We start from the raw sequence: 22,385 nt of genomic DNA on the forward strand, positions 1-22,385 counted from the left end.
GCAGAATTAATAACGCCGCGTTTCAGTCTATTTTTCTGTTGTGAAAAAGTCGCGCTTAGGCTGCGTAATGTTGGAGTGTGGGATGGACGCTTACGCCATAACATGACAGCCGGGAAAGTCACCGGCACACGATTAATAGCCCCGGCCTTGGCCGGGGTTTTTTATGCCCGCGATCTTAGCGCTGCGAGTCCAGCAGTTCGTTGTTTTTCACCACGTCTTGCGCTTTGAGGTAGCTCTCGATCAGCAACTGATAGGCCGGGAAGATTTTGGTGTAGACCTCGGCCCATTGCTGAGCGTCGGCGCGGTTCCAGCTGCCCTGCAGCTCCGAGGCCACGCCGGCGGTGTCGATCGGCACCACGCCGGCCTGCACCACACGCGCCAGGGTGATTTCCTGCGCCATTTTCGAGTAGGTGCCGGAGGCGTCGAGCACCGCGAAGACCTTATAGCCTTCGGCCACCGCGCTGATAGACGGGAAGGCCATGCAGACGCTGGTGATGGTACCGGCGATGATCAGGGTCTTGCGGCCGGTGGCCTTGACCGCCGCTACGAAGTCCGGGTTGTCCCAGGCGTTGATTTCCCCTTTACGGGCGATGTATTGCGCGTGCGGTGCATTCTGGTGAATTTCCGGGATAAGTGGGCCGTTGGGGCCCTGCGGCACCGAGGCGGTGGTGATCACCGGCAGTTTACTGAGGGTGGCGATGCTGGCCAGGGCGGCGGCGCGGGCGCGCAGTTCGGTCATCGGCATATCGGCGACGGTCTGGAACAGGCCGCTCTGGTGATCAATCAGGAGCATGACCGCGTCATTGGCATCAATAACAGGACGCTGGCCGTTGAAATTGGCTGGAGTGCTCATGGTGTTTTCCCTTTCTCGTCGTGAGGTCAGTGGGTATCTTCTTTGATTGATAAGGCTGAAACTCAGCACTTGCCTACAGTGTAGGGAGAAGAGAGAAATCCGGTAGAGCCTGAAGTCGGGATGCATCGTTCCATAAATGGAACGGTCTTGTGGCAAGCGAGAAAACCGGCGCTGGGCTAAACTTAAGATGCATAAGAAACATGCGGCAAGGAGCGCCATCCTGTTTACGGATCTGACGAGGAGGGCCGCCATCATGGCTTACCGGCATATCGTTGTTGCCACGGATCTCAGCGAAGACGCCGAGTTCCTGCTGGGCAAGGGCGCCAGACTGGCCGCCGCGCTCAATGCCAAACTTTCCCTGATCTATATCGACATCCACCGCGCCGGCTATTACGTCGATCTGGGCGTGGGCGATTACAACTACACCGATCGCACCTTTTCGGAGCGGGTGAAGAATATGCTCAATGCGATCAAAGGGCAGTCGTCGTATCCGGTGGAAGAGGTGATCGTCAGCCGCGGCGCGTTGACGGAAGAGCTGAACCGGGTGGCGAAGGAAAAAGGGTTCGATCTGGTGATTTTCGGCCATCATCATGATGTCTGGAGCCGACTGGTCTCTTCGGCGCGTCAGGCGATCAACGAGCTGAACGTTGATCTGCTGGTTGTTCCCATCGAGAAAAAATAGTCGCGGCCGCCTGCGGGCGGCTGCCGTTTTCCATTCGCATCGCTTATCTCTGGGTGAAGATAACCGCATACCTGCAATAATTTCGCTTGCTGACAATCCGCACGAAAAATAGTGACTGCCTGGAATTTTATTTTCTCCATCAATATGTTGGCCAAAATCCGATAAAGGTTAATCCAGCGCATTGAAATCACTGTCATACCTCTTTTTGGTTAATAAACCGCACGTTTTGACTGGCTCTCCGCGAAGAGGCGTCTTATCCTCGGGGTAATGAGATTTGTATGACTTATATAAATACGTTCACATGGAGGAGGTCTCATGCGTTTTGACAATAAAGTCGTGGTTATCACCGGTGCGGGCAATGGCATGGGGGAAGCGGCGGCGCGGCGTTTCTCCGCCGAGGGCGCCATTGTGGTGCTGGCCGACTGGGCCAAGGAAGCGGTGGACAAGGTCGCCGCTTCGCTGCCGAAGGGCCGGGCGATGGCGGTGCATATCGACGTTTCCGATCACGTCGCGGTTGAAAAAATGATGAACGAGGTGGTGGAAAAACTGGGCCGCATCGACGTCCTGCTGAACAATGCCGGCGTGCACGTGGCGGGCAGCGTGCTGGAAACCAGCGTCGACGACTGGCGTCGCATCGCCGGGGTTGATATTGACGGCGTGGTGTTCTGCTCCAAATTCGCCTTGCCGCACCTGCTGAAGACCAAGGGCTGCATCGTCAATACCGCGTCAGTGTCCGGCCTGGGCGGTGACTGGGGCGCGGCCTATTACTGCGCGGCGAAAGGCGCGGTGGTCAACCTGACGCGCGCCATGGCGCTCGATCACGGTGGTGACGGCGTGCGCATCAACTCGGTCTGCCCGAGCCTGGTCAAAACCAACATGACCAACGGCTGGCCGCAGGAGATCCGCGATAAGTTCAATGAGCGCATCGCGCTGGGGCGCGCGGCGGAGCCGGAAGAAGTGGCGGCGGTGATGGCGTTTCTGGCCAGCGACGACGCCAGCTTTATCAATGGCGCCAACATTCCGGTCGATGGCGGGGCGACCGCCTCGGACGGCCAACCGAAGATCGTCTAAGCGTTAACGCACAGGCCCGGTCAGGATGACCGGGCCTGCTGTTTTAGACGCCGATGCGGTCGCGCAGCGTGTAGTAGGCCGCGCCGATGGCGGTGAATGGGATCTGCAGGTTGCGCCCGCCGAAGAATGGCAGGTGCGGCAGCTTGGCGAAGGCGTCGAAGCGTTCGGCGTCGCCGCGCATCAGCTCGGCGATCAGCTTGCCCGCCAGATGGGTGCAGGTCACGCCGTGGCCGCTGTAGCCCTGCATGTAGTAAACGTTATTCTCCAGCCGGCCGAACTGCGGCATGCGCGACAGCGTCAGCAGGAAGTTGCCGGTCCAACGATAGTCGATACGCACCCCTTTCAGCTGCGGGAAGGTCTTCAGCAGCTTTGGCCGGATCAGGTTGTCGATGTCGTCCGGATCGCGCGCGCCGTACACCACGCCGCCGCCGTACAGCAGGCGATGATCGGCGGTGATGCGGTAGTAATCCAGCAGGTAATTGCAGTCTTCCACGCAGTAGTTCTGCGGGATCAGCGCCTGCGCGATCTCCGGCGCCAGCGGTTCGGTGGTCACCACCTGAGTGCCGCACGGCATGCTGCGTTTGGCCAGCCGCGGCTCCAGCTTATCGCCCAGGTAGGCGTTGCCGGCGACGATGACGAAGCGCGCCTTCACCTGGCCGTTGGCGGTGCTGATGAGCGCCGGTTCGCCGTGGCGGATGTTCGTCACCGCCGATTGCTCGAAGATGCGCCCGCCCTGCAGGCGAATCGCCTCGGCCTCGCCCAGCGCCAGATTGAGCGGATGGATGTGGCCGCCGCTGTGATCGAGCAGTGCGCCGACGTAGCGATCGCTGGCGACCTCCTGGCGCACCCGGTCCGCATCGAGCAGCTCGAGCTGGGTGTTGCCGTAGCGCTCCCAGTTGCGTTTCTGCTCGATCAGCGCATGAAACTGCTTGTTGTTCAGGGCGGCGAAGATGCCGCCGGGGCGGTAGTCGCAGTCGATGGCGTAGCGGCTGATGCGGCTGCGAATGATCTCCGCGCCTTCAAACATCATGCTGCCGAGCAGGCGGGCGCTTTCCGCGCCGTAGCGCTCCTCGATCACATCAATGTCGCGGCTGTAAGAGTTGACCAACTGGCCGCCGTTGCGGCCGCTGGCGCCGAAACCAATGCGCGCCGCTTCCAGCACCACCACGTCGTAACCGGCTTCCACCAGGAACAGCGCGGAGGAAAGGCCGGTATAGCCGCCGCCGATCACGCAGACGTCGCACTCGATCGATTCATTCAATTGCGGATAGGGCTGATGAGCGTTGGCCGTGGCCGCATAGTAGCTTTTTACGTGTTCAGTCATGATGTAAGCCCTTATTCCAGCGAGATCCAGGTGGTTTTCAATTCGGTGAACTTGTCCAGCGCATGCAGCGATTTGTCGCGGCCGTTGCCGCTCTGCTTATAGCCGCCGAACGGCACGGTCATGTCGCCGTCGTTGTAGTTGTTGACGAACACCGTGCCGGCTTTCAGCTGGCGCGCCATGCGGTGCGCCCGCGCCAGATCGCGGGTCCAGACCGCGGCGCCGAGGCCGTAGTCGCTGTCGTTGGCCAGCTGCAGCGCCTGTTGCTCGTCGTCGAAGGCGGTCACCGCCAACACCGGGCCGAAGATTTCATCGCGCGCCACGCTCATGGCATTGTCCACCTGGGTGAGGATGGTCGGCCCCAGATAGCCGGCGTGGTTGCCCTGTGGATGGTCGCGCCCGTCGAGGAACAGCGTGGCACCCTGGCTCAGCCCCCGATCGATATAGCCGGCCACTTTCTCGCAGTGGCCGCTGTCGATCAGCGTGCCCATCACCGTGGCGGGATCGAGCGGATCGCCTGGAACGAAGGCCGCCGCATGTTTGCGCAGCGCCTGCAGGAACGCTTGCTGAATGCTCGCTTCGACCAGCAGGCGAGTGCCGGCGATGCACACCTGCCCCTGATTATAGAAGATGCCGGCGGCGGCGCTGCGGGCGGCCTGATCCAGATCCGGGCAGTCGGCAAAGACGATGTTGGCGCTCTTGCCGCCGGCCTCCAGCCAGACGCGCTTCATGTTCGATTCGCCGGCGTAAATCATCAGCTGTTTCGCCACCAGGGTGGAGCCGGTAAAGGTGAGGGCATCGACGTCGCGGTGCAGCGCCAGCGCCTTGCCGGCGTCGTGGCCATAGCCGGGCACCACGTTCAGCACGCCGTCCGGCAACCCGGCCTGTTGCGCCAGTTTGCCGAGCAGGATGGCGCTCAGCGGCGATTTTTCGGAGGGTTTGAGCACCACGCTGTTGCCGGCGGCCAGCGCCGGGCCGAGCTTCCAGCAGGCCAGCAGCAGCGGGAAGTTCCAGGGCACGATGGCGCCGACCACGCCGATCGGTTCGCGCTCGATCAGCGCCAGCGCATCGCGGCCGGTGGGGGCGATTTCGCCGTACACCTTATCGATCGCTTCGGCGTACCAGCGGATGCAGCGGATAGCGCCCGGCACGTCGTCGCGCAGGCTGTGGCGAATCGGTTTGCCGGTGTCCAGCGTTTCCAGCAGCGCCAGCTCTTCGTGATGCAGTTCCATCAGCTCAGCGAAGCGCAGCAGCGTGGCTTTGCGCTGCGCCGGCGCGGCCTGCGCCCAGTCGCCGCGTTCAAAGGCGGCGCGCGCCGCACTGACCGCCCGATCGATGTCGGCGGCTTCGCCGCGCGCGACCTGCGCCAGCTCACGGCGGCCGGCGGGATCTTCCACGGCGAAACGCTTCCCCGCGGCGGCCGGCTGGTAGCGGCCGTCGATAAACAGCTGGTGCTCAATCTTCAGGGCCTGCGCCCGTTGTTGCCAATACTGCAAATGGTGAAAGTTCATGCCTGGCTCCGTTGATCAGAATGTCGTCGGCGTATGGGCGCTGATAATCCGGCAAATGCGCGCCGACGTGTTGCTGAAGCTGTGGGGAATGCCGGTATTGATGGCGTAGCTCTGCCCGGCCAGCAGGTGGTAGCTCTGGCCGTTGACCTGCAGCACCACTTCGCCCTCCAGCAGCGTGCCGATCTCTTCCCCTTGGTGTTTGATGCGCTCGCCGGTGGTGGTGCCCGGTTCGTAGGTCTCGATCATCATTGCCAGCGTGCGGTTTGGATCGCCGTTGTGGATCAGCTTCATCGAAACGCCCTGGCTGCCGATTTCGATCAGATCGTCACTGCCTATCACGATCTGCGGTTCTGCCGGTTTTTCCGGCTCGGCGAAAAACGCCGACAGCGACAGACCGTATACCGTCAGCAGCTTTTGCAGCGTGCTGATGGCCGGGCTGACCTTATCTTGCTCGATAGTACTGATGGCGCTGTGGGTTAACCCAGACAGTTCGGCGACCCGGCGCTGCGACAACCCCAATTGTTGACGGATCTGCGACAGACGTTTTCCCGGTGCCAAGCTGACGTCGCTCATGGGCGTTTTTCCTTTTGATAGTTCCGACAGGCGGTAATGAAACCATCAAACAACAGGCGCGACAGGGCGTACTCGTCGCTGTTCCACTCCGGGTGCCACTGCACGCCGAGCGCGAAGGGCTGATCGCGCACGCTGATCGCCTCCACCAGTCCGTCGGCGGCATGCGCCTCGACGCGAACGCTCGCGCCCAGGGTTTTGGCGCCCTGGCCGTGCAGCGAGTTCACCCAGAATCTGTTGCAATCCGGTATCAGTTGCGAAAGCAGCCCCCCTTCCTGAACGATGACTTCATGGGCGGGGGCGTATTGCTGTTCCAGCGGCAGGTCGTGATCTTCACGATGCTCCAGCAGCTCGGGCAGTTCGTACAGGCGGCGATGCAGGGTGCCTTGGGTGGCGACCACCATCTCCTGCATGCCGCGGCAAATGGCGAAAAGGGGAATGCGCCTGTCGAACGCCTGGCGGAGCAGCGCCAGGCTCAACGCGTCTCGGCCGGGATCGGCGTCAGGCTCATCGCCGTTTTCACCATAAAGGTGCGGCTGCACATTACTGGGGCTGCCCGGCAGCAAAATGCCGTCGAGGCGCGGCAACAGTTCCGCCAGCATTTCCGGCTCCGCCAGCGCGTGCGGCAGGGCGATCGGCAAGCCGCCGGCGGTGATAACGGCATTCAGGTACTTTTCTTGCAAGGTCTGTGTGAGGTGCCCGTTTAACCTATACCTGCACATGACGACGCCGATGACTGGTCTGTTAAATATATTGTCCATGCTATCCCCTTGGTACGTTCGAAATTATGAACGATAAGCTTCTCCACCGCCGATTTCGTTCAATATTCTATAAATCTAGCAGTCGATTGGGCAATATTCAAACCAAAAGTAACACTTGCAAAACAAATTTGTTTCATCTACGTTTCATTTGTGGGCATTATATTGAACAAGACGGTCAATAAACATCGACGACAGCAAAACACAAACGGCGGGTGAACCATGCAGACCAACATCGTAGAAGTGGAAAACTTTGTTCAGCACAGTGAAGAGAGACGAAGTAGCGCGTTCCAGCGCGAAGTGAAGAAGTATTTGGAACGTTATCCGTTAACCCAACATGTCGACGTACTGCTGACCGATCTGAACGGCAGCTTCCGCGGCAAACGCATCCCGGTCGGCGGCCTGAACAAACTGGAGAAGGGCTGTTATTTCCCGGCGTCGGTATTTGCGATGGATATTCTCGGCAACGTCGTAGAAGAGGCCGGGCTGGGGCAGGAGTTGGGCGAGCCGGATCACGTGTGCGTGCCGGTGCCGGGTACGCTGACGCCGTCGGCGGCGGACCCGCAATATATCGCGCAGGTGCTGCTCACCATGCTGGATGAAGATGGCACTCCCTTTGACGTTGAACCGCGCAATGTGCTGAACCGAGTGTGGCAGCGTTTGCGTCAGCGCGGGCTTTCCCCCGTGGTAGCGGTAGAGTTGGAGTTCTATCTCATCGATCGTCAACGTGATGCGGAGGGCTATCTGCAGCCGCCTTGCGCGCCGGGAACCCAGGAGCGCAACACCCAAAGCCAGGTGTACTCCGTCGATAACCTGAACCATTTCGCCGATGTGCTGAGCGAAATCGACGAGCTGGCCCGTTTGCAGGGCATTCCGGCGGATGGCGCGGTGGCGGAGGCGTCGCCGGGGCAGTTCGAAGTCAACCTGCACCATACCGATGATGTGCTGCAGGCCTGCGACCATGCGCTGGCGCTGAAACGGTTGGTGCGCATGGTGGCCGAGAACCACAACATGCAGGCCACCTTTATGGCCAAGCCGTATGAAGAGCACGCCGGCAGCGGCATGCACGTGCATATCAGCATGCTGAATGCGCAAGGCGACAATGTGTTCGCCGACGACGACGGCGAAGATTCGGCGCTGCTGAAACAGGCGCTGGCGGGCATGATCGCCCTGATGCCGTCCTCGATGGCGCTGCTGGCGCCGAACGTCAACGCCTATCGCCGTTTCCAGCCCGGCATGTATGTGCCGACCCAGGCTTCCTGGGGGCATAACAACCGCACCGTGGCGCTGCGCATTCCCTGCGGCGATCGCGACAACCACCGCGTGGAGTATCGCGTGGCGGGCGCCGACGCCAACCCTTATCTGGTGATGGCGACCATTCTGGCCGGCATCGTCTACGGGCTGGAAACCGCATTGCCGCTGCCTGAGCCGGTGACCGGCAACGGGCTGGAGCAGGACGGGCTGCCGTTCCCAATCCGCCAGAGCGACGCGCTGTACGAGTTTGAACATCAGCCGGTGCTCAATGCATTGCTGGGCGAACGCTTCAGCCATGTCTACCTGGCCTGCAAAACCGACGAGCTGGTGCAGTTCGAGCGTCTGATCACCGAAACCGAAATCGAGTGGATGCTGAAAAACGCCTGATCCCGCTCACCTAACGACTACCGCGCGCGTCCGGCGCATTTCATTGGCTCTCCTGTGGCCGGTGAGGCTGCGCGCTGCGGTAAAGAATTTCTTCTATCACGGCGTACAGGACGCCGACGAGGAAATAACCATGACTCAGTCATCCCCATGCGCAGGCGTCTGCCTGTGCCGCAGTGCCTACGGGCCGGTCGCCGGCCGCCCGACAGTGACCCCAAACCGTTTTTCCCGCCGCCTGAACAGCAGTTTCCCCGCGGCCTCTCTGAATGACGTTGCACGGTTGACAGCAGAGGACCAAGAGGGGAAATGCCATGACGACTAAAGCCATCGACGGCGGCCCGGCGGGCAAACCGCAGCTGCGCAAATCCCTCAAGCTGTGGCAGGTGGTGATGATGGGCCTGGCCTATCTGACCCCGATGACAGTGTTCGACACCTTCGGCATTGTCTCCGGTCTCACCGACGGCCATGTGCCGACCTCCTATTTGCTGGCGCTGGCCGGCGTGTTGTTCACCGCCATCAGCTACGGCAAACTGGTGCGCCAGTTTCCCACCGCCGGCTCCGCCTACACCTATGCGCAGAAGGCGATCAACCCGCACGTCGGTTTTCTGGTGGGGTGGTCGTCGCTGCTGGATTATCTGTTCCTGCCGATGATCAATACGCTGCTGGCGAAGATTTATCTGACCGCGCTGTTCCCGGAAGTGCCGCCCTGGGTGTGGGTGGTGGGCTTCGTGATTCTGATCACCGCCATCAACCTGAAAAGCGTCAATCTGGTGGCCAACTTCAATACTCTGTTCGTGCTGGCACAGGTGGCGATCATTCTGGTATTTATCTACCTCGTGGTGCGCGGCCTGCACAACGGCGAGGGGATGGGCACGGTGTGGAGCCTGCGGCCGTTCCTCAGCGAGAATGCACACCTGCTGCCGATCATTACCGGCGCGACTATCCTGTGCTTCTCGTTCCTCGGTTTTGACGCGGTCACCACGCTGTGCGAGGAGACGCCCGACGCCGCCAAGGTTATTCCGCGCGCCATCTTCCTGACTGCGCTGTACGGCGGGGTGATCTTTATTAGCGTTTCGTTCTTTATCCAGCTGTTTTTCCCGACCATTCAACGCTTTCACCAACCCGACGCCGCGCTGCCGGAGATCGCACTGTACGTCGGCGGCAAGCTGTTCCAGTCGATCTTCCTGTGTGTGACCTTTATCAACACGTTGGCCTCCGGCCTGGCGTCGCACGCCAGCGTGTCGCGCCTGCTGTATGTGATGGGGCGTGACAACGTGTTCCCGGAGAAATTCTTCGGCTATATCCACCCCAAATGGCGCACGCCGGCGCTGAACGTACTGATGGTCGGGCTGGTGGCGTTGTCGGCGCTGTCATTCGATCTGGTGACCGCTACGGCGCTGATCAACTTTGGCGCGCTGGTGGCCTTTACCTTCGTTAACCTGTCGGTGATCAGCCACTTCTTTATTCGCGAAGGGCGCAACAAAAGCTGGAAGGATCGCTTCAACTTCCTGTTCCTGCCGCTGGTGGGGGCGTTGACGGTGGGGGTACTGTGGCTGAACCTGGAGAAGAGCTCGCTGACCATGGGGCTTATCTGGGCGACGCTGGGTTTCGGCTATTTGGCCTGGCTGACCCGACGCTTTCGTCAGCCGCCGCCGCAGTTGGAGCGGCAACCGCAGCAATAAATTCACAGGCGGGAGTTTCCCGCCTTTCTTTTTGGCTCGTGCGGCAGTAGAGTGAAAAACCTGATAAAAAATAACCTATTGGACCTGCCTTATGCCCGCTTTGCCCTTGCGTACCCGCGCCACGCTGCTCGGTTTGTTGGCCATTGTGCTGTGGAGCAGCGTCGTCGGCCTGATCCGCAGCGTCAGCGAAGGGCTGGGGCCGATCGGCGGCGCGGCGATGATCTACAGCGTCAGCGCGGTGTTTTTGCTGGCGGCGCTCGGCGTGCCGAAATGGCGCAGCTTTCCGCGGCCTTATCTCATCGTCGGCAGCCTGCTGTTCGTCAGTTACGAGATCTGCCTGTCGCTGTCGCTCGGCTACGCCAATACCCGCCTGCAGGCGATAGAAGTGGGCATGATCAACTACCTGTGGCCCTGTTTCACCGTGCTGATGGCGTTGGTGCTTAACGGCCAAAGAGCGAAATGGTGGCTGCTGCCGGGGCTGCTGCTGTCGCTGTTCGGCATCGGTTGGATCATGAGCGGCGAGGGCGGCTGGTCACCGGCGCAGATGCTGGCCAACGTGCGCAGCAACCCGCTCAGCTACGCGCTGGCCTTCAGCGGTGCGGTGATCTGGGCGCTGTATTGTAACCTGACCAAGAAGATCGCCCAGGGCAGCAACGGCGTGGTGCTGTTCATCGTGCTGACCGCGCTGGCGCTGTGGCTGAAGTATGCCTTCAGCGCGGAAAGCGGCATGCGGTTCAGCCTCGGCGTGACCGTGACGCTGCTGTGCGCCGGGGTGGCGATGGGGACGGGGTATGCCGCCTGGAACGTCGGCATCTTGCACGGCAACATGACGCTGCTGGCCACCGTCTCCTATTTTACCCCGGTGCTGTCGGCGGTGTTCGCCGCGTTGGTGTTGCACACCTCGCTGACCGTCAATTTCTGGCAGGGCGTGGCGATGGTCACTCTCGGTTCGCTGATCTGTTGGCGGGCAACTCGCGGAAATTAACGGAAATTATCCGCTGTCGTCGCAATGTTGAACTAGAATTTAACTAGCCATGTTGCCTGAAGGAACGACGACGATGAGAAGCGACATTCAATTTATTCAACAGCCTGAAATCGACGTGCATCACTATGAGCGCGGCGATACCGTTCGCCTGACCACGGCGAATCTGCGACATGAATATCAGCTCGACGTTTATATTTTGCGTCGCGACGACAAGCTGATTTACGGCTCGGTCGTCGCGGCGGCGCCCAAGACCGATATTCCGGTCGCCAGTTGGGAGGTGAAAAACGGCGAAGAGGTGGCGTTCCGCCAGGAAAACATCGCCAAAGCGGTGCCGGCGGTGAACTGATTTCACGTTCCGCACTTTCTCCTGATTCTGATGAAGGCCGGCGCTGGCGCGTCGGCTTTTTCTTTTCCAGGGCGTGATCACGCCCTGATGTCATTTGGCTCAAAAACTGCGCTAAAAAACGCGGTGCATGACAAAAATCACAGCGAATGTGAATTTGCATGAAACATAATTTGACAAATGTGAACGCAATCGATTACCTATTCGCGAAATGCGTAACTGGATCACAGATTCTTACAGTCAGTGGTTTCTATAATGCGCGCGTCATCCGAGTTTCTGTGTGAAGACAACGCCAGGTGTCGGCAGACTCATTGTCATCTTTTCTAAACGGGCAGGAAATGGCCCTTTAAGCATGTGGTAATAAAATGAAAAAAATAGCTCTCGCAGCAGGTGTACTGCTCGCAGCGTCTTACAGTGCATCATCAATGGCTGATAGCAAAGACAGTCAATATGTCTCCGACTGGTGGCACCAGAGCGTCAACGTGGTGGGCAGCTACCACACCCGTTTCGGGCCGCAGCTGAATAACGACGTGTATCTCGAATACGAAGCCTTCGCCAAGAAAGACTGGTTCGATTTCTACGGTTACGTTGACGTGCCGAAATTCTTCGGCGTAGGCAATACCCCGGATCGCGGCATCTGGGACAAAGGCTCCCCACTGTTTATGGAGATTGAACCACGTTTCTCCATCGACAAACTGACCGGCACCGATCTGAGCTTCGGTCCGTTCAAAGAGTGGTACTTCGCCAACAACTACATCTATGATCTGGGCCACAACGCCGACGGCCGTCAAAACACCTGGTACATGGGTCTGGGCACCGATATCGACACCGGTCTGCCGATGAGCCTGTCGATGAACATCTATGCCAAATACCAGTGGGAAAACTACCAGGCAGCCAACGAGAACAGCTGGGACGGTTACCGCTTCAAGGTGAAATACTTCGTGCCGCTGACCCAGGTGTGGGGCGGCAACCTGAGCTACATCGGCTTCACCAACTTCGACTTCGGTTCCGATCTGGGCAAGGACAGTGGTAACGCGATCAACGGCAAACAGGTGCGCACCAGCAACTCTATCGCCTCCAGCCATATTTTGGCGCTGAACTACGATCACTGGCACTATTCTTTCGTGGCGCGTTATTTCCATAACGGCGGCCAGTGGCAGGATGGCGCGGATATCGGCACCCCGCAGGGCCCGATCAAGTCTACCGGTTGGGGTTATTACCTCGTGGTCGGCTATAACTTCTGATTTTCCGTGCTATCAGAAACAGAAAACCCCGCCTGGCGGGGTTTTTTTCGTCATCACTGGGCTTGTTCAACCGGGAGATGCTTCACCGGCATAAACAGTCTGCCTTTGATCACGTGACATTCATTATTTATCCAACTAATGATTTGTTCACGGCTGACGCCTTCCGACTGCGCGTACTGATGAAGATCGCCGTTAAAGTGCCGAGTGATGTATTCCATGAGGGTCATTTGCACGTCTTTTGCTCCTGAACGCCCACCCGTTGCCAGCCTGGCCACCGCGGGAGGTTGAGGTTTCTCAGACAGCGAATGTAAATTATCGGCAACGAAATCTCAACATAAAGCACCAAATAGGGGTAACGTCGGTGGGAAAAAGAATCCCGCACGGAGAGGCGGGAAATGTTCGCTATTATCATTATGGATGATAAGAATAAGATTTGAGGTGCGACGAAAAAGAGCACGCTAACTCTTTTTTGTTACCTTCCCACGCTAGCGTAAGGCTTATTTTTCTTCAAGAAAAATCGGGGGTAGATTTCGGAATTCTCGAGGCGTTTTGCGTTAAAACAAGAGAGTGGCGCGAATGCCGTAAAACCGCACTGTCATCTCGGAGTTTTCCTTATACTTTGTCTGGAAAAGGCCAGCTATAGTCAACAGAGTCACCCACGCAGGAATACACAACATGAACAAACGTCGTACGACTCTCACGGTGTTGGCGCTGATTGCATCGCTGGGGTTGTCATCCGCCCCGGCCTTGGCCGACAAAGGCGGCAATGGTAACGGCAACGGAAACGGCCATGGCAACAGCGGCAATCACGGCAATAACGGTAACCATGGCAACAACGGTAACAACGGCAATCACGGCAACAAAGGCAATAAAGATAAGGGCGGCTATAGGAACGACGATAATCTGGTATCAGTCAGCCTCTCGCGCGACCGCGCCCGTTCGCTGGCGCACAACTATGGCTTGACCGGCTACAGCTCGCTGCCACCGGGCATCGCCAAAAATCTGGCGCGCGGTAAACCGCTGCCGCCGGGCATCGCCAAAAAAGTGGTGCCTTACTCGATGCTGCGTGAGTTGCCGCAGTACCCGGGTTATGAGTGGCGTATCGCCGGCGACGATCTGGTGCTGGTCGCACTCAGCACCGCGATTGTGGCCTCCGTGATCAATGGCGTTTTCGACTAACGTTTGTCGAGCGTTATCGGGCCTCGCTGCGGCGGGGCCTTTTTATTTGCCAGCGCGGGGCGGACGTGGTGAACTTTGGGCCTTACGTTTTCACTGCATCATAAGGGAGGCGCCATGTTCAGGGCGTTATTGATAGCCTGCTGTTTGACCAGTTTTCCCGCGTTGGCAGACGGCGCCGCCGCCATCGGCGAGCTGGTGAACCAACGGCTGTCGTTGATGAAAGACGTTGCCGGTTACAAGGCGCAGCAGCATTTACCGATCGAAGACCTGGCGCAGGAGGCGAAGGTGTTGGCCAGCGCGCAGGCGGAGGCGGGGCGTTTGGGGCTGGAGCCGGCGTCGGTACGGCCTTTTATCACCGCGCAGATGGACGCCGCCAAGGCGATTCAGTACCGCTATCGCGCCGACTGGCTGGCGAACCCGGGATCCGGCTGGGAGCCGCGCCCGTTGGCGCAGGTGCGCCCGCAGATCGCGCAACTGAGCAGCCAGATATTGCAACGGTTGGCGGAGCGGCTGCGTGCCGGCCCGCTCGGCGAGGCGGATCGGGCGGCGTTTATGGCGTCGGTGGATCAGGTGAATCTCAGCGACGCCGACAAACGGCGGCTGGCGGATGCGCTGCTGGCGGTCAAAACCGGCAGCGCACGCTGAGCGTCAGTCGCGGCCGACGGTGCTGCGGCGGAAGGTCAGCATCCGGCTGCGGTTGGCGATGAGATCCACGTTGTAACCGCGGAAATAGAGGCAAAAGCGTTTTAACCACGGGCCGTCCTGGCTCTCCACCAGCATGCGGCCCTGGCCGAGCGGGCTGAGCGTGCCGGTCTGCGCCGCCGGGCCGACGCCGATATGCACCCGATTGCCGCGAATTTCAAAGGCGGTGCGATAGTGCGGGTGATACCACAGCCCCTGCACATGCTTCAGGCAGTCGCCGTTGGCCGTGACCGGCAGGAAACGGCGCGCCACATGCCCGACTTCGCCCTCGATCGCTTCACCGGTCCATTTCAATTTGATCGGCATATGGGCGGACAGCGACACCGCGTACCCATCCTCGCCCTGATACAGCGGCTCACTGCTGCCCAGATAGGCCAGATTGCCGTCTTTGACCTCCAGCCAGTGCGGCTCCGCCAGCGTGGCGTAGAGGCCATCGGGGATCGCCGTGCTGAGCTGCGGCAACGGTTCACCCAGCAGCGCGGCCATCACCTGTAAGACCATGCCGAAGCTGTCGCAGTCTTCGCGGTTGGCCACCAGTGCGACGCCGGCCTGACGGTCGGGCGCCAGCAGGAAATAGGTTTTGTAACCGGCGTGGGAACCGCCGTGGCCGAGCAAGCGGCGGCGGCCCAGCGGGGTTTGCGCCAGACCCAGGCCATAGGCGCTGAGCTGGCCCTGATTAAGGCGGCGCGGTGCGCCGAGTTGCGCCAGCACGCCTTGGCCGGGGCCCTCGTCGGCCAGCAGCGTCTGCAGCCAGCGGGTGAGGGCGTTGAGGCTGCCGGTCAGGCTGCCGGAGGCGGAAAGGTGCAGGCCGGCGCTGGCGTGTTGCCAGCCCTGCGGCGCACGCCAGTAACCCGGCACCAACCCCGGCACCACGTCGAACCAGCTTTCCGGCGCCCGCATCTGCACCTGCAGCGGCCGGGCGATGTGCTGTTGCACCAGTTGGTCGAAATCATACCCTTTGCTGCGCAGCGCGGCCTCCAGCAGCCGATAGCCGGTATTGCTGTAGGCGATCTCGCTGCCGGCTTCGTAGTTCAATTTCTCCAGCCCCTCGACGAACTGCATCACCGGCTGCGCCTCGCTGACGGCGTGCAGCGAGATGCCCAGCAGGCCGAGCGTCTCGCGCACGTCGGGCAGGCCGCCGGTCATGTCCAGCGCCTGGCCGACGGTAACGTCCGCCAACGCGGGCTGCAGGGCGGGGAGCAGTTCACCCAGGCGTTGCTCCAGCCGAATGGCGCGCTCGGTGGCGTTCAGCGCCAGCGCGGCGAAGATATGCTTGGTCACTGAGGCATAACGCACCACGCTGTCGGCGGTGAAGGGGGTGTTCTGCGCCAGATCGGCCAGGCCGGCGCAGGCGGTGGCGCGGCGTTGTTGGGCGTCAAACAGGGTGATGGCGCCGCCGGGTTCGCCATGCCGTTGCCAGCCGGCCAGCAGTTGTTCGGCCAAAGCGCCGGCAGCGCGCCAGTTTAACGGTGTTACAGACATAGGGCCTCCAGAGAGTATTCGAAACGGGCCAGCTCGGCCACACGCCGCCCGGCGCTGAGCGCGGGCTTTTGGGCTGATTGTGGCGCAGTGTGTTTTTCGTCGGCCGCCGTTTTGTGCGCTGTTTAGAGCAGTTAGCGGGGAATCACGTGAAACTTTGATATAGCGCGCAGATTGCTGCTGGCGTTGCGGTTAGAGGCAGGAGAAAAACAGGCGCCCGGTGGCGCCTGTAAAGGGGGATCAATTCAGTCTGGCGGCACCGTCCAACAGGCTTTCAATCATCTGCTTGAGCAGACGCTGCAGCGAGGCGGCGCGCTGGGGCTCGAACGCGAAAGGATACTGTTCGGACATGTAGTTGACCTGCGCCAGTTCGAGCTGGATCGCATGCTGTTGCTGCTGCGGTTGACCATAGGCGCGGGTGATATAACCGCCCTTGAAGCGGCCATTCAGCACGTGGGTGTACTGCTGTTGCTGCTCGCAGCAGGCAACCAGCCGATCGCTCAGCGCTTGGGCGCAGCTTTCACCGCCGTTGGTGCCGAGATTGAGATCCGGCAGCTGGCCGTCGAACAACCGCGGGATCACCGAGGCGATCGAGTGCGCGTCGAACAGCAGCGCATAGCCGTGGCGCGCTTTGAGGCGCGCCAGTTCGTTCTGCAGCTGCTGATGATAAGGTTGCCAAATTTGCTGCAGGTAGAGGGCGCGTTCTTCGTCCGTCGGCGCTTTGCCCGGCAGGAAGCTTGGGCGGCCGTCGAACAGCACGTCGGGATACAGGCCGGTGGTGGCGGTGGTGTACAGCGGCTTGTCGTCCGCCGGGCGGTTCAAATCGATGACGAAGCGCGAATAGTTGCCGACCAGTACGCTGGCGCCCATCGCCCGGGCGAAGTCGTACAGCTGCGGAATGTGCCAGTCGGTATCGGGCAGCGGGCGAGCGTCGTCGGTCAGCCCGGCCTCGACCGCCGGCGTCAGTTGTGTGCCGGCGTGTGGGATGCTGATTAGCAGCGGCAGGCTGCCGGTCTGGAAGCTAAAAGGATCGCGAATGGTCATTGACGTACTTCTCCTCGGAAAATCACCGTACAGGGCAGCTGGCCGCCCAACCAATAAGCCAGTTCCGCCGGCCGCGACAGCGGCCAGTGAACGAAGTCCGCCACCTTGCCGGTTTCCAGCGTGCCGTGGCTGTGCTGCAGCCCCAGCGCTTTGGCGGCGTGGGTGGTGACGCCCGCGAGCGCCTCTTCCGGCGTCAGGCGGAACAGCGTGCAGGCCATGTTGATCATCAGGCGCAGCGACAGTGCCGGCGACGTGCCGGGGTTGGCGTCGCTGGCGATCGCCATCGCCACGTGGTGTTTGCGGAACAGCTCTACCGGCGGGCATTGGGTTTCACGCAGCAGGTAGTAAGCGCCCGGCAGCAGTACCGCCACGGTACCGGCGTCGCCCATGGCGCGGGCGTCTTGCTCGGTAGCGTATTCGAGATGGTCGGCGGAGAGCGCGTGATGGCGTGCCGCCAGCGTGCTGCCGCCGAGGGCGGAGAGCTGTTCGGCGTGCAGTTTGACCGGCAGACCGGCGGCTTCGGCGGCGGCGAAGACGCGCTCTACCTGCGCCGGTGAGAACGCCAGGTGCTCGCAGAAGGCGTCGACCGCATCCGCCAGACCGGCGGCCGCCGCCTGCGGGATGATGGTGTCGCAGACCAGATTGATGTAGTCGTCGGCGCGGTTGGCGTATTCCGGCGGCAGCGCATGGGCCGCCAGACAGGTGGTTTTCACCTCGACCGGCAGCAGCTCGCCCAACTTGCGCGCCACCCGCAGCATTTTCAGTTCGCTCTCCGGGCTGAGGCCATAACCGGATTTGATCTCCACGCAGGTGACGCCTTCCGCCAGCAGCGGCCGCAGGCGGAACAGCGCCTGCTCCAGCAGCAACGCTTCGTCGGCCTCGCGGGTGGCTTTCACGGTGGAGATGATGCCGCCGCCCTGGGCGGCGATGTCGGCGTAGCTTACGCCGTTCAGCCGCTGTTCGAACTCGCCGCTGCGATTGCCGCCGAACACCAGGTGCGTGTGGCAGTCAACAAAGCCGGGGGTGATGATGCCGCCGTCGAACTTCACCGTTTCGTCCGCGATAAGATCGGGCGGCAGCGCCGCATGTTCGCCAATCCAGACAATCTTGCCGTCGCGTACGGCGATCGCGCCGTCGGTCAGGGTGTGATATTTACCGTCGCGCATGGTGACGATATCGGCGCCGTGCCACAGGCTGTCACAGTGGATCTCAGACGTCATTGCTTTCCTCCGCCGGAGCCGCAGCTCCCACATGGTTGTATATACAATTAAAAACAACCTAACGCATTCACCGGGATGTCACAAGAGGCGGGCGAGATTTTGTTATCAGGATGTGATCGACAGCGGAGATGCGGGCGCAGGGCGCGCCCGCCGGGGTTCAGACTTCGCTGGTGAAGCGGCCGAACAGCTGATAGCGGCTGCCGGGGTACAGCAACCGCGCCGAGGTGACCACGGTTTTGCCGGACCAGGTGCGGCGATGGATCAGCAGGCCGGGTTCGTGGTCCTCCAGCTGCAGCAGCTCGCGCTCGAGCCGGGTGGGGATCACCGCTTCGACGATGTGTTCGCCGGCGGTCAGCGGCGCGGCCTGCGTCAGGTAGGTGTAAGGGGTGACGCGGTCGAAATCCTGCTTCAGGTAATCCGGCGCCACCAGCGGGTTGACGCAGCGGTCTTCCACCTGCACCGGCACGTCGTTTTCGTAATGCACGATCTGGGAGTAGAACAGCCGTTGGCCGGGCTGAATGCCCAGCGCCGTCGCTTCTTCCTCGCTGGCCGGGCGGGCCTTCAGCTCGAGAATTTTACTGCTGTGGCGATGACCGCGCGCGGCGATCTCATCGGCGATGTTGTGCACTTCCAGCAGTGCGGTATGCGCCTTGGCTTCGGCGACGAAGGTGCCGACGCCCTGCATGCGGATCAAAAAACCTTCGCTGGTCAGCTCGCGCAGCGCGCGGTTGATGGTCATGCGGCTGACGCCCAGTTCCGCCACCAGTTCACTTTCGGAGGGCACGCGCTGGTGCGGTTGCCAATGCCCCGCACGGATTTGATTCACGATCGCCTGTTTGACCCGTTGATAGATCGGGGCGGGGGCATCGCTCATTGCAGCCGCCAGTTGTAACACGGTCTGTTGTTCAGCCACGACGTTAACCTCGTCAAATAAAAAAATAATAACACCAGTTTACTGTTGATGTCGGCGTATGTATATGTATATACAACTAGTGGCCGTCGCGCCAGAAACTTGCCGGCGGCCGCCAAAAAATTCCTGAATGCGCGCCATCGCCGCGCCTCATTCACCGTTACATCAACCGTGGAATACTGCCATGCCTGCTTATTTTGCCCCACGCGCTTTGCTCCCTGAGGGCTGGGCGCATAACGTCCGGCTGGACGTCGATGCGCAAGGTTATCTGACTCAAGTTACCGCCGACGCTGAACCGCAAGGCTGCACCCGGCTGCACGGCGACGCGGTGCCGGGTATGCCGAACCTGCACTCCCACGCTTTCCAGCGCGCGATGGCGGGGCTGGCGGAAGTGGCGGGCAACCCGCAGGACAGCTTCTGGACCTGGCGCGATCTGATGTACCGCCTGGTGCAGCGTCTGACGCCGGAGCAGGTGGAGGTGGTCGCCCGTCAACTGTATATCGAAATGCTCAAGGGCGGATACACCCAGGTGGCCGAATTCCACTACCTGCATCACGACGCCGACGGCAAGCCATACGCCGATCGCGGTGAGATGACCGGCCGGCTCAGCGAGGCGGCGCATCAGGCCGGCATCGGCATGACGATGCTGCCGGTGCTGTACAGCTACGCCGGTTTCGGCGCGCAGCCGGCCCAGCCGGGGCAGAAACGTTTTATCCAGGATACCGAAAGCTATCTGCACCAGCAGCAGGTGATTGCCCGCCAGCTGGCGGATCGTCCGTTGCAGAATCAGGGGCTGTGCTTCCATTCGCTGCGTGCGGTGGAGCTGGGCCAGATGCAGCAGATTTTGGCCGCGTCGGATCGCACCTTGCCGGTACATATTCATATCGCCGAGCAGCAAAAAGAGGTGAACGATTGCCTGGCGTGGAGCGGGCAGCGCCCGGTGGCCTGGCTGTATGACCATCTGCCGTTGGATCAGCGCTGGTGCCTGGTGCACGCCACCCATCTGGACCGCGACGAGCTGGAAGCGCTGGCGCGCAGCCGCGCGGTGGCCGGCCTGTGTCTGACCACCGAAGCCAACCTCGGCGACGGTATTTTCCCCGGCGACGCGTATCTGCAGCAGCAAGGGCGCTGGGGCATCGGTTCCGACAGCCACGTTTCGCTCGACGTGGTGGAAGAGCTGCGCTGGTTTGAATACGGCCAGCGGCTGCGCGATCAGCGTCGCAATCGCCTGACGACGCCGGAACAGTCGGCGGTGGGCGATGTGCTGTACTCGCAGGCGCTGCAGGGCGGCGCGCAGGCGTGCGGCGCGCCGATCGGTCGGCTGCAGAGCGGCTATCGCGCCGACTGGCTGGTGCTGGACGGCGACGATCCGTATCTGGCGGCGGCGCCGGACGCCTCGATCCTTAACCGCTGGCTGTTCGCCGGCGGCAAAGAGCAAATTCGCGACGTATTCGTCGGCGGCCGGCAGGTGATCGAGCAAGGACGGCACGCGCTGCAGCAGCAGAGCAGCGCCGAGTTCCTGCAGGTGCTGAAAACCTTTCAGCAGGAGGCGTAATGGGCCTGACCCGTTTTAACTTCGCCGCGCTGCCGGTCAGCCCGTGGCGCAACGGCGGTGGGGAAACCCGTGAAATCGTCAGCTGGCCGCCGGGCGCGCAGGATTTTGACTGGCGCGCCAGCATCGCCACCATCGCGCAGGACGGGCCGTTTTCCGCCTTTGCGGGCATCGATCGTTCGATCACCCTGCTGGAAGGCGACGGCGTGCGGCTGTTCAGCGCTGGGCATATCGACCATCAGTTGGCGCGCGTCGGGGAGCCGTTCGCATTTTCCGGCGACGTGGCGCTGGAAGCGACGCTGCTGGGCGGCGCCAGTCAGGATTTCAACATCATGACGCGCCGCGGCCGGCAGGCGGCCGAGGTGCGGCGCAGCACGGCGCCCGTCACCCTGCCACCCAACCGGGCGGGCGTGCTGTATGTGCTGAGCGGGGTCTGGTCGCTGCCGGGGGGCGGCGAGCTGCGGGCGCGTGAAGGCGTCTGGTGGACGGCGCAGGCGGTGAGCGACGAGGTGAAGCCGCTGACGGCCGACGGCGCTATTCTGTGGGCGGACATCACAGCCTGCTAACGCGGAGTAGAGTCCTGCGCCTGGTTATGGGATTATTCACTTTTCCTCATTAATCATAAAGAAGGGCGCATGGCTTCGCTGAAAGACGTCGCAAAACTTGCCGGAGTCTCGTTGATGACGGTGTCCCGCGCCATCAATGAGCCCGGCAAGCTGCGGCCGGAAACCTATCGGCGCGTCAAACAGGCTATCGACCAGTTGGACTATGTGCCGGATCTGTCGGCGCGGCGTATTCGTGGTGACGGAAATCGCGTACAGACGCTCGGCGTGCTGGCGCTGGACACCGCCACAACGCCGTTCTCGGTGGACATGATCCTGTCGATTGAAAAAACTGCGCGCGAGCACGGCTGGAACAGCTTCGTCGTCAATCTGTTTGCCGACGACAACGCCGAACAGACCGTCGATCTGCTGCTGGCGCATCGCCCGGACGGCGTGATCTTCACCACCATGGGGCTGCGTCAGGTGGATGTGCCGGCCAAACTGTTGGACAAAAGGCTGGTGCTGGCCAACTGCGTCAGCCCGGCGCATGCGATCGCCAGCTACATTCCTGATGACGAGCAAGGCCAGTATGACGCGATGCGCACGTTGATCGCCAAAGGCTATCGTTCGCCGCTGTGCATACATTTACCGGCGGATACGCTGGCGGCGGGGCTGCGCCGCCGCGGTCTGGAGCGCGCCTGGCGCGAAGCTGGGCGCGATGTTGAACAGCTGCGGCAGTATCATCTCGATCTGAGCGGCGGCGATCAAGGTTATCGCGACTGCGTCGCGCTGCTGGCGCGGCATTTCTCTGCCGGCCGGCGCGATTGCGATGTCGTGGTATGCGGGAACGATCGGATAGCCTTTCTGGTGTATCAGGTATTGCTGGCGCAAGGATGGCGGATACCGCAACAGGTGGCGGTGCTGGGCTACGACAACATGGTTGGCATCGGCGAGCTGTTCCTGCCGGCGTTGACGACGGTGCAATTGCCGCACTACGAGCTGGGCCGCCTTGCAGCGCTGCATGTGATCGAGCAGCGGGAACAGCGTGATACGGTGAAAGTGCCTTGCCCGCTGTTGGCGCGTGGTTCGCTGTAACCGC

Annotated in this window: 22 protein-coding genes; 12 read left to right on the top strand and 10 right to left on the bottom strand. The window is 61.2% G+C overall.

The window, feature by feature from the left end:
• Positions 1-175: 175 nt before the first annotated feature.
• Positions 176-853, bottom strand: a complete 678-nt coding sequence (locus ACJ8PN_RS06120) for an isochorismatase family protein (RefSeq protein ID WP_351107633.1) — start codon at positions 851-853, stop codon at positions 176-178.
• Positions 854-1,106: 253 nt separating this feature from the next.
• Here ACJ8PN_RS06120 and ACJ8PN_RS06125 point away from each other — a divergent pair, with 253 nt between their 5' ends.
• Together ACJ8PN_RS06125 and ACJ8PN_RS06130 are read left to right on the top strand one after the other, a co-directional pair.
• Positions 1,107-1,535, top strand: coding sequence for a universal stress protein (locus ACJ8PN_RS06125; RefSeq protein ID WP_033633267.1), 429 nt, complete (start codon positions 1,107-1,109; stop codon positions 1,533-1,535).
• 315 nt (positions 1,536-1,850) lie between these two features.
• Positions 1,851-2,606 (top strand): SDR family NAD(P)-dependent oxidoreductase, encoded by a 756-nt coding sequence (locus ACJ8PN_RS06130; RefSeq protein WP_033633266.1) that lies wholly within the window; start codon positions 1,851-1,853, stop codon positions 2,604-2,606.
• Positions 2,607-2,649: 43 nt separating this feature from the next.
• Here the strand turns inward: ACJ8PN_RS06130 and ACJ8PN_RS06135 are convergent, their stop codons facing one another.
• The 4 genes from ACJ8PN_RS06135 to puuD are packed head-to-tail and all read right to left on the bottom strand — an operon-like array spanning position 2,650 to position 6,769.
• Positions 2,650-3,930 carry an NAD(P)/FAD-dependent oxidoreductase gene (locus ACJ8PN_RS06135; protein ID WP_033633265.1) on the bottom strand — a complete coding sequence of 427 codons (1,281 nt, stop codon included), beginning with the start codon at positions 3,928-3,930 and terminating at the stop codon, positions 2,650-2,652.
• 11 nt (positions 3,931-3,941) lie between these two features.
• Positions 3,942-5,438: an aldehyde dehydrogenase PuuC gene (gene puuC / locus ACJ8PN_RS06140; RefSeq protein ID WP_437189002.1), complete on the bottom strand. Its 1,497-nt coding sequence runs from the start codon at positions 5,436-5,438 to the stop codon at positions 3,942-3,944.
• Between the two features lie 15 nt (positions 5,439-5,453).
• Positions 5,454-6,011 carry an HTH-type transcriptional regulator PuuR gene (gene puuR, locus ACJ8PN_RS06145; protein WP_033638246.1) on the bottom strand — a complete coding sequence of 186 codons (558 nt, stop codon included), beginning with the start codon at positions 6,009-6,011 and terminating at the stop codon, positions 5,454-5,456.
• Positions 6,008-6,769, bottom strand: coding sequence for a gamma-glutamyl-gamma-aminobutyrate hydrolase (puuD, locus tag ACJ8PN_RS06150; protein ID WP_044031398.1), 762 nt, complete (start codon positions 6,767-6,769; stop codon positions 6,008-6,010). The genes puuR and puuD overlap by 4 nt, the downstream gene beginning before the upstream one ends.
• A 219-nt stretch (positions 6,770-6,988) precedes the next feature.
• On the opposite strand from puuD, the gene ACJ8PN_RS06155 reads away from it, so the two are divergent.
• From ACJ8PN_RS06155 to ACJ8PN_RS06175, 5 genes are all read left to right on the top strand, one after another.
• Positions 6,989-8,407 (top strand): glutamine synthetase family protein, encoded by a 1,419-nt coding sequence (locus tag ACJ8PN_RS06155; RefSeq protein ID WP_015377637.1) that lies wholly within the window; start codon positions 6,989-6,991, stop codon positions 8,405-8,407.
• 308 nt (positions 8,408-8,715) lie between these two features.
• Complete coding sequence (locus ACJ8PN_RS06160; RefSeq protein WP_171453846.1) at positions 8,716-10,086, top strand: APC family permease; 1,371 nt, start codon at positions 8,716-8,718, stop codon at positions 10,084-10,086.
• A gap of 91 nt (positions 10,087-10,177) precedes the next feature.
• Positions 10,178-11,071, top strand: a complete 894-nt coding sequence (yddG, locus tag ACJ8PN_RS06165) for an aromatic amino acid DMT transporter YddG (protein ID WP_442534713.1) — start codon at positions 10,178-10,180, stop codon at positions 11,069-11,071.
• A gap of 73 nt (positions 11,072-11,144) precedes the next feature.
• Positions 11,145-11,417, top strand: coding sequence for a hypothetical protein (locus ACJ8PN_RS06170; protein ID WP_004941292.1), 273 nt, complete (start codon positions 11,145-11,147; stop codon positions 11,415-11,417).
• Positions 11,418-11,779: 362 nt separating this feature from the next.
• On the top strand, positions 11,780-12,658 hold the full coding sequence (locus ACJ8PN_RS06175) for a nucleoside-specific channel-forming protein Tsx (RefSeq protein ID WP_171453848.1): 879 nt from the start codon (positions 11,780-11,782) through the stop codon (positions 12,656-12,658).
• Between the two features lie 53 nt (positions 12,659-12,711).
• Here ACJ8PN_RS06175 and ACJ8PN_RS06180 read toward each other — a convergent pair whose 3' ends face one another.
• Positions 12,712-12,891, bottom strand: a complete 180-nt coding sequence (locus tag ACJ8PN_RS06180; RefSeq protein ID WP_031300509.1) for a hypothetical protein — start codon at positions 12,889-12,891, stop codon at positions 12,712-12,714.
• A gap of 442 nt (positions 12,892-13,333) precedes the next feature.
• On the opposite strand from ACJ8PN_RS06180, the gene ACJ8PN_RS06185 reads away from it, so the two are divergent.
• On the top strand, positions 13,334-13,837 hold the full coding sequence (locus ACJ8PN_RS06185) for an anti-virulence regulator CigR family protein (RefSeq protein ID WP_004941297.1): 504 nt from the start codon (positions 13,334-13,336) through the stop codon (positions 13,835-13,837).
• Positions 13,838-13,951: 114 nt separating this feature from the next.
• Entirely contained in the window at positions 13,952-14,482 is a 531-nt protein-coding gene (locus tag ACJ8PN_RS06190) for a chorismate mutase (RefSeq protein ID WP_171453849.1), read from the top strand.
• A gap of 3 nt (positions 14,483-14,485) precedes the next feature.
• On the opposite strand, the gene ACJ8PN_RS06195 is transcribed toward ACJ8PN_RS06190, so the two are convergent.
• The 4 genes from ACJ8PN_RS06195 to hutC all read right to left on the bottom strand — a co-directional run bounded on the left by ACJ8PN_RS06195 (position 14,486) and on the right by hutC (position 19,195).
• Entirely contained in the window at positions 14,486-16,021 is a 1,536-nt protein-coding gene (locus ACJ8PN_RS06195) for a serine hydrolase domain-containing protein (RefSeq protein ID WP_411261354.1), read from the bottom strand.
• Positions 16,022-16,258: 237 nt separating this feature from the next.
• A complete protein-coding gene (gene hutG / locus ACJ8PN_RS06200; RefSeq protein ID WP_004941302.1) occupies positions 16,259-17,062 on the bottom strand; it encodes an N-formylglutamate deformylase in 804 nt (267 codons plus the stop codon).
• Positions 17,059-18,282, bottom strand: coding sequence for an imidazolonepropionase (gene hutI, locus ACJ8PN_RS06205; RefSeq protein WP_004941304.1), 1,224 nt, complete (start codon positions 18,280-18,282; stop codon positions 17,059-17,061). The genes hutG and hutI overlap by 4 nt, the downstream gene beginning before the upstream one ends.
• Before the next feature lie 157 nt (positions 18,283-18,439).
• Positions 18,440-19,195 carry a histidine utilization repressor gene (gene hutC, locus ACJ8PN_RS06210; protein WP_411261353.1) on the bottom strand — a complete coding sequence of 252 codons (756 nt, stop codon included), beginning with the start codon at positions 19,193-19,195 and terminating at the stop codon, positions 18,440-18,442.
• Positions 19,196-19,376: 181 nt separating this feature from the next.
• On the opposite strand from hutC, the gene ACJ8PN_RS06215 reads away from it, so the two are divergent.
• The 3 genes from ACJ8PN_RS06215 (at position 19,377) to ACJ8PN_RS06225 (ending at position 22,381) form a co-directional block, all read left to right on the top strand.
• Positions 19,377-20,747 carry a formimidoylglutamate deiminase gene (locus tag ACJ8PN_RS06215; RefSeq protein WP_411261352.1) on the top strand — a complete coding sequence of 457 codons (1,371 nt, stop codon included), beginning with the start codon at positions 19,377-19,379 and terminating at the stop codon, positions 20,745-20,747.
• Positions 20,747-21,310: a HutD/Ves family protein gene (locus ACJ8PN_RS06220; RefSeq protein WP_351107645.1), complete on the top strand. Its 564-nt coding sequence runs from the start codon at positions 20,747-20,749 to the stop codon at positions 21,308-21,310. The genes ACJ8PN_RS06215 and ACJ8PN_RS06220 overlap by 1 nt, the downstream gene beginning before the upstream one ends.
• A 69-nt stretch (positions 21,311-21,379) precedes the next feature.
• Entirely contained in the window at positions 21,380-22,381 is a 1,002-nt protein-coding gene (locus tag ACJ8PN_RS06225; protein ID WP_351107648.1) for a LacI family DNA-binding transcriptional regulator, read from the top strand.
• Positions 22,382-22,385 lie beyond the last annotated feature (4 nt).

The organism is Serratia sp. CY76391 (assembly GCF_052166695.1).
GTDB classification, from domain to species: Bacteria; Pseudomonadota; Gammaproteobacteria; order Enterobacterales; family Enterobacteriaceae; genus Serratia; species Serratia nematodiphila.

Excerpts from the sequence above, each read along its gene's own strand:
- ACJ8PN_RS06120 (WP_351107633.1), bottom strand. The coding sequence starts at position 853 with ATGAGCACTCCAGCCAATTTCAACGGCCAGCGTCCTGTTATTGATGCC.
- ACJ8PN_RS06125 (WP_033633267.1), top strand. The coding sequence starts at position 1,107 with ATGGCTTACCGGCATATCGTTGTTGCCACGGATCTCAGCGAAGACGCC.
- ACJ8PN_RS06130 (WP_033633266.1), top strand. The coding sequence starts at position 1,851 with ATGCGTTTTGACAATAAAGTCGTGGTTATCACCGGTGCGGGCAATGGC.
- ACJ8PN_RS06135 (WP_033633265.1), bottom strand. The coding sequence starts at position 3,930 with ATGACTGAACACGTAAAAAGCTACTATGCGGCCACGGCCAACGCTCAT.
- puuC (WP_437189002.1), bottom strand. The coding sequence starts at position 5,438 with ATGAACTTTCACCATTTGCAGTATTGGCAACAACGGGCGCAGGCCCTG.
- puuR (WP_033638246.1), bottom strand. The coding sequence starts at position 6,011 with ATGAGCGACGTCAGCTTGGCACCGGGAAAACGTCTGTCGCAGATCCGT.
- puuD (WP_044031398.1), bottom strand. The coding sequence starts at position 6,769 with ATGGACAATATATTTAACAGACCAGTCATCGGCGTCGTCATGTGCAGG.
- ACJ8PN_RS06155 (WP_015377637.1), top strand. The coding sequence starts at position 6,989 with ATGCAGACCAACATCGTAGAAGTGGAAAACTTTGTTCAGCACAGTGAA.
- ACJ8PN_RS06160 (WP_171453846.1), top strand. The coding sequence starts at position 8,716 with ATGACGACTAAAGCCATCGACGGCGGCCCGGCGGGCAAACCGCAGCTG.
- yddG (WP_442534713.1), top strand. The coding sequence starts at position 10,178 with ATGCCCGCTTTGCCCTTGCGTACCCGCGCCACGCTGCTCGGTTTGTTG.
- ACJ8PN_RS06170 (WP_004941292.1), top strand. The coding sequence starts at position 11,145 with ATGAGAAGCGACATTCAATTTATTCAACAGCCTGAAATCGACGTGCAT.
- ACJ8PN_RS06175 (WP_171453848.1), top strand. The coding sequence starts at position 11,780 with ATGAAAAAAATAGCTCTCGCAGCAGGTGTACTGCTCGCAGCGTCTTAC.
- ACJ8PN_RS06185 (WP_004941297.1), top strand. The coding sequence starts at position 13,334 with ATGAACAAACGTCGTACGACTCTCACGGTGTTGGCGCTGATTGCATCG.
- ACJ8PN_RS06190 (WP_171453849.1), top strand. The coding sequence starts at position 13,952 with ATGTTCAGGGCGTTATTGATAGCCTGCTGTTTGACCAGTTTTCCCGCG.
- ACJ8PN_RS06195 (WP_411261354.1), bottom strand. The coding sequence starts at position 16,021 with ATGTCTGTAACACCGTTAAACTGGCGCGCTGCCGGCGCTTTGGCCGAA.
- hutG (WP_004941302.1), bottom strand. The coding sequence starts at position 17,062 with ATGACCATTCGCGATCCTTTTAGCTTCCAGACCGGCAGCCTGCCGCTG.
- hutI (WP_004941304.1), bottom strand. The coding sequence starts at position 18,282 with ATGACGTCTGAGATCCACTGTGACAGCCTGTGGCACGGCGCCGATATC.
- ACJ8PN_RS06215 (WP_411261352.1), top strand. The coding sequence starts at position 19,377 with ATGCCTGCTTATTTTGCCCCACGCGCTTTGCTCCCTGAGGGCTGGGCG.
- ACJ8PN_RS06220 (WP_351107645.1), top strand. The coding sequence starts at position 20,747 with ATGGGCCTGACCCGTTTTAACTTCGCCGCGCTGCCGGTCAGCCCGTGG.
- ACJ8PN_RS06225 (WP_351107648.1), top strand. The coding sequence starts at position 21,380 with ATGGCTTCGCTGAAAGACGTCGCAAAACTTGCCGGAGTCTCGTTGATG.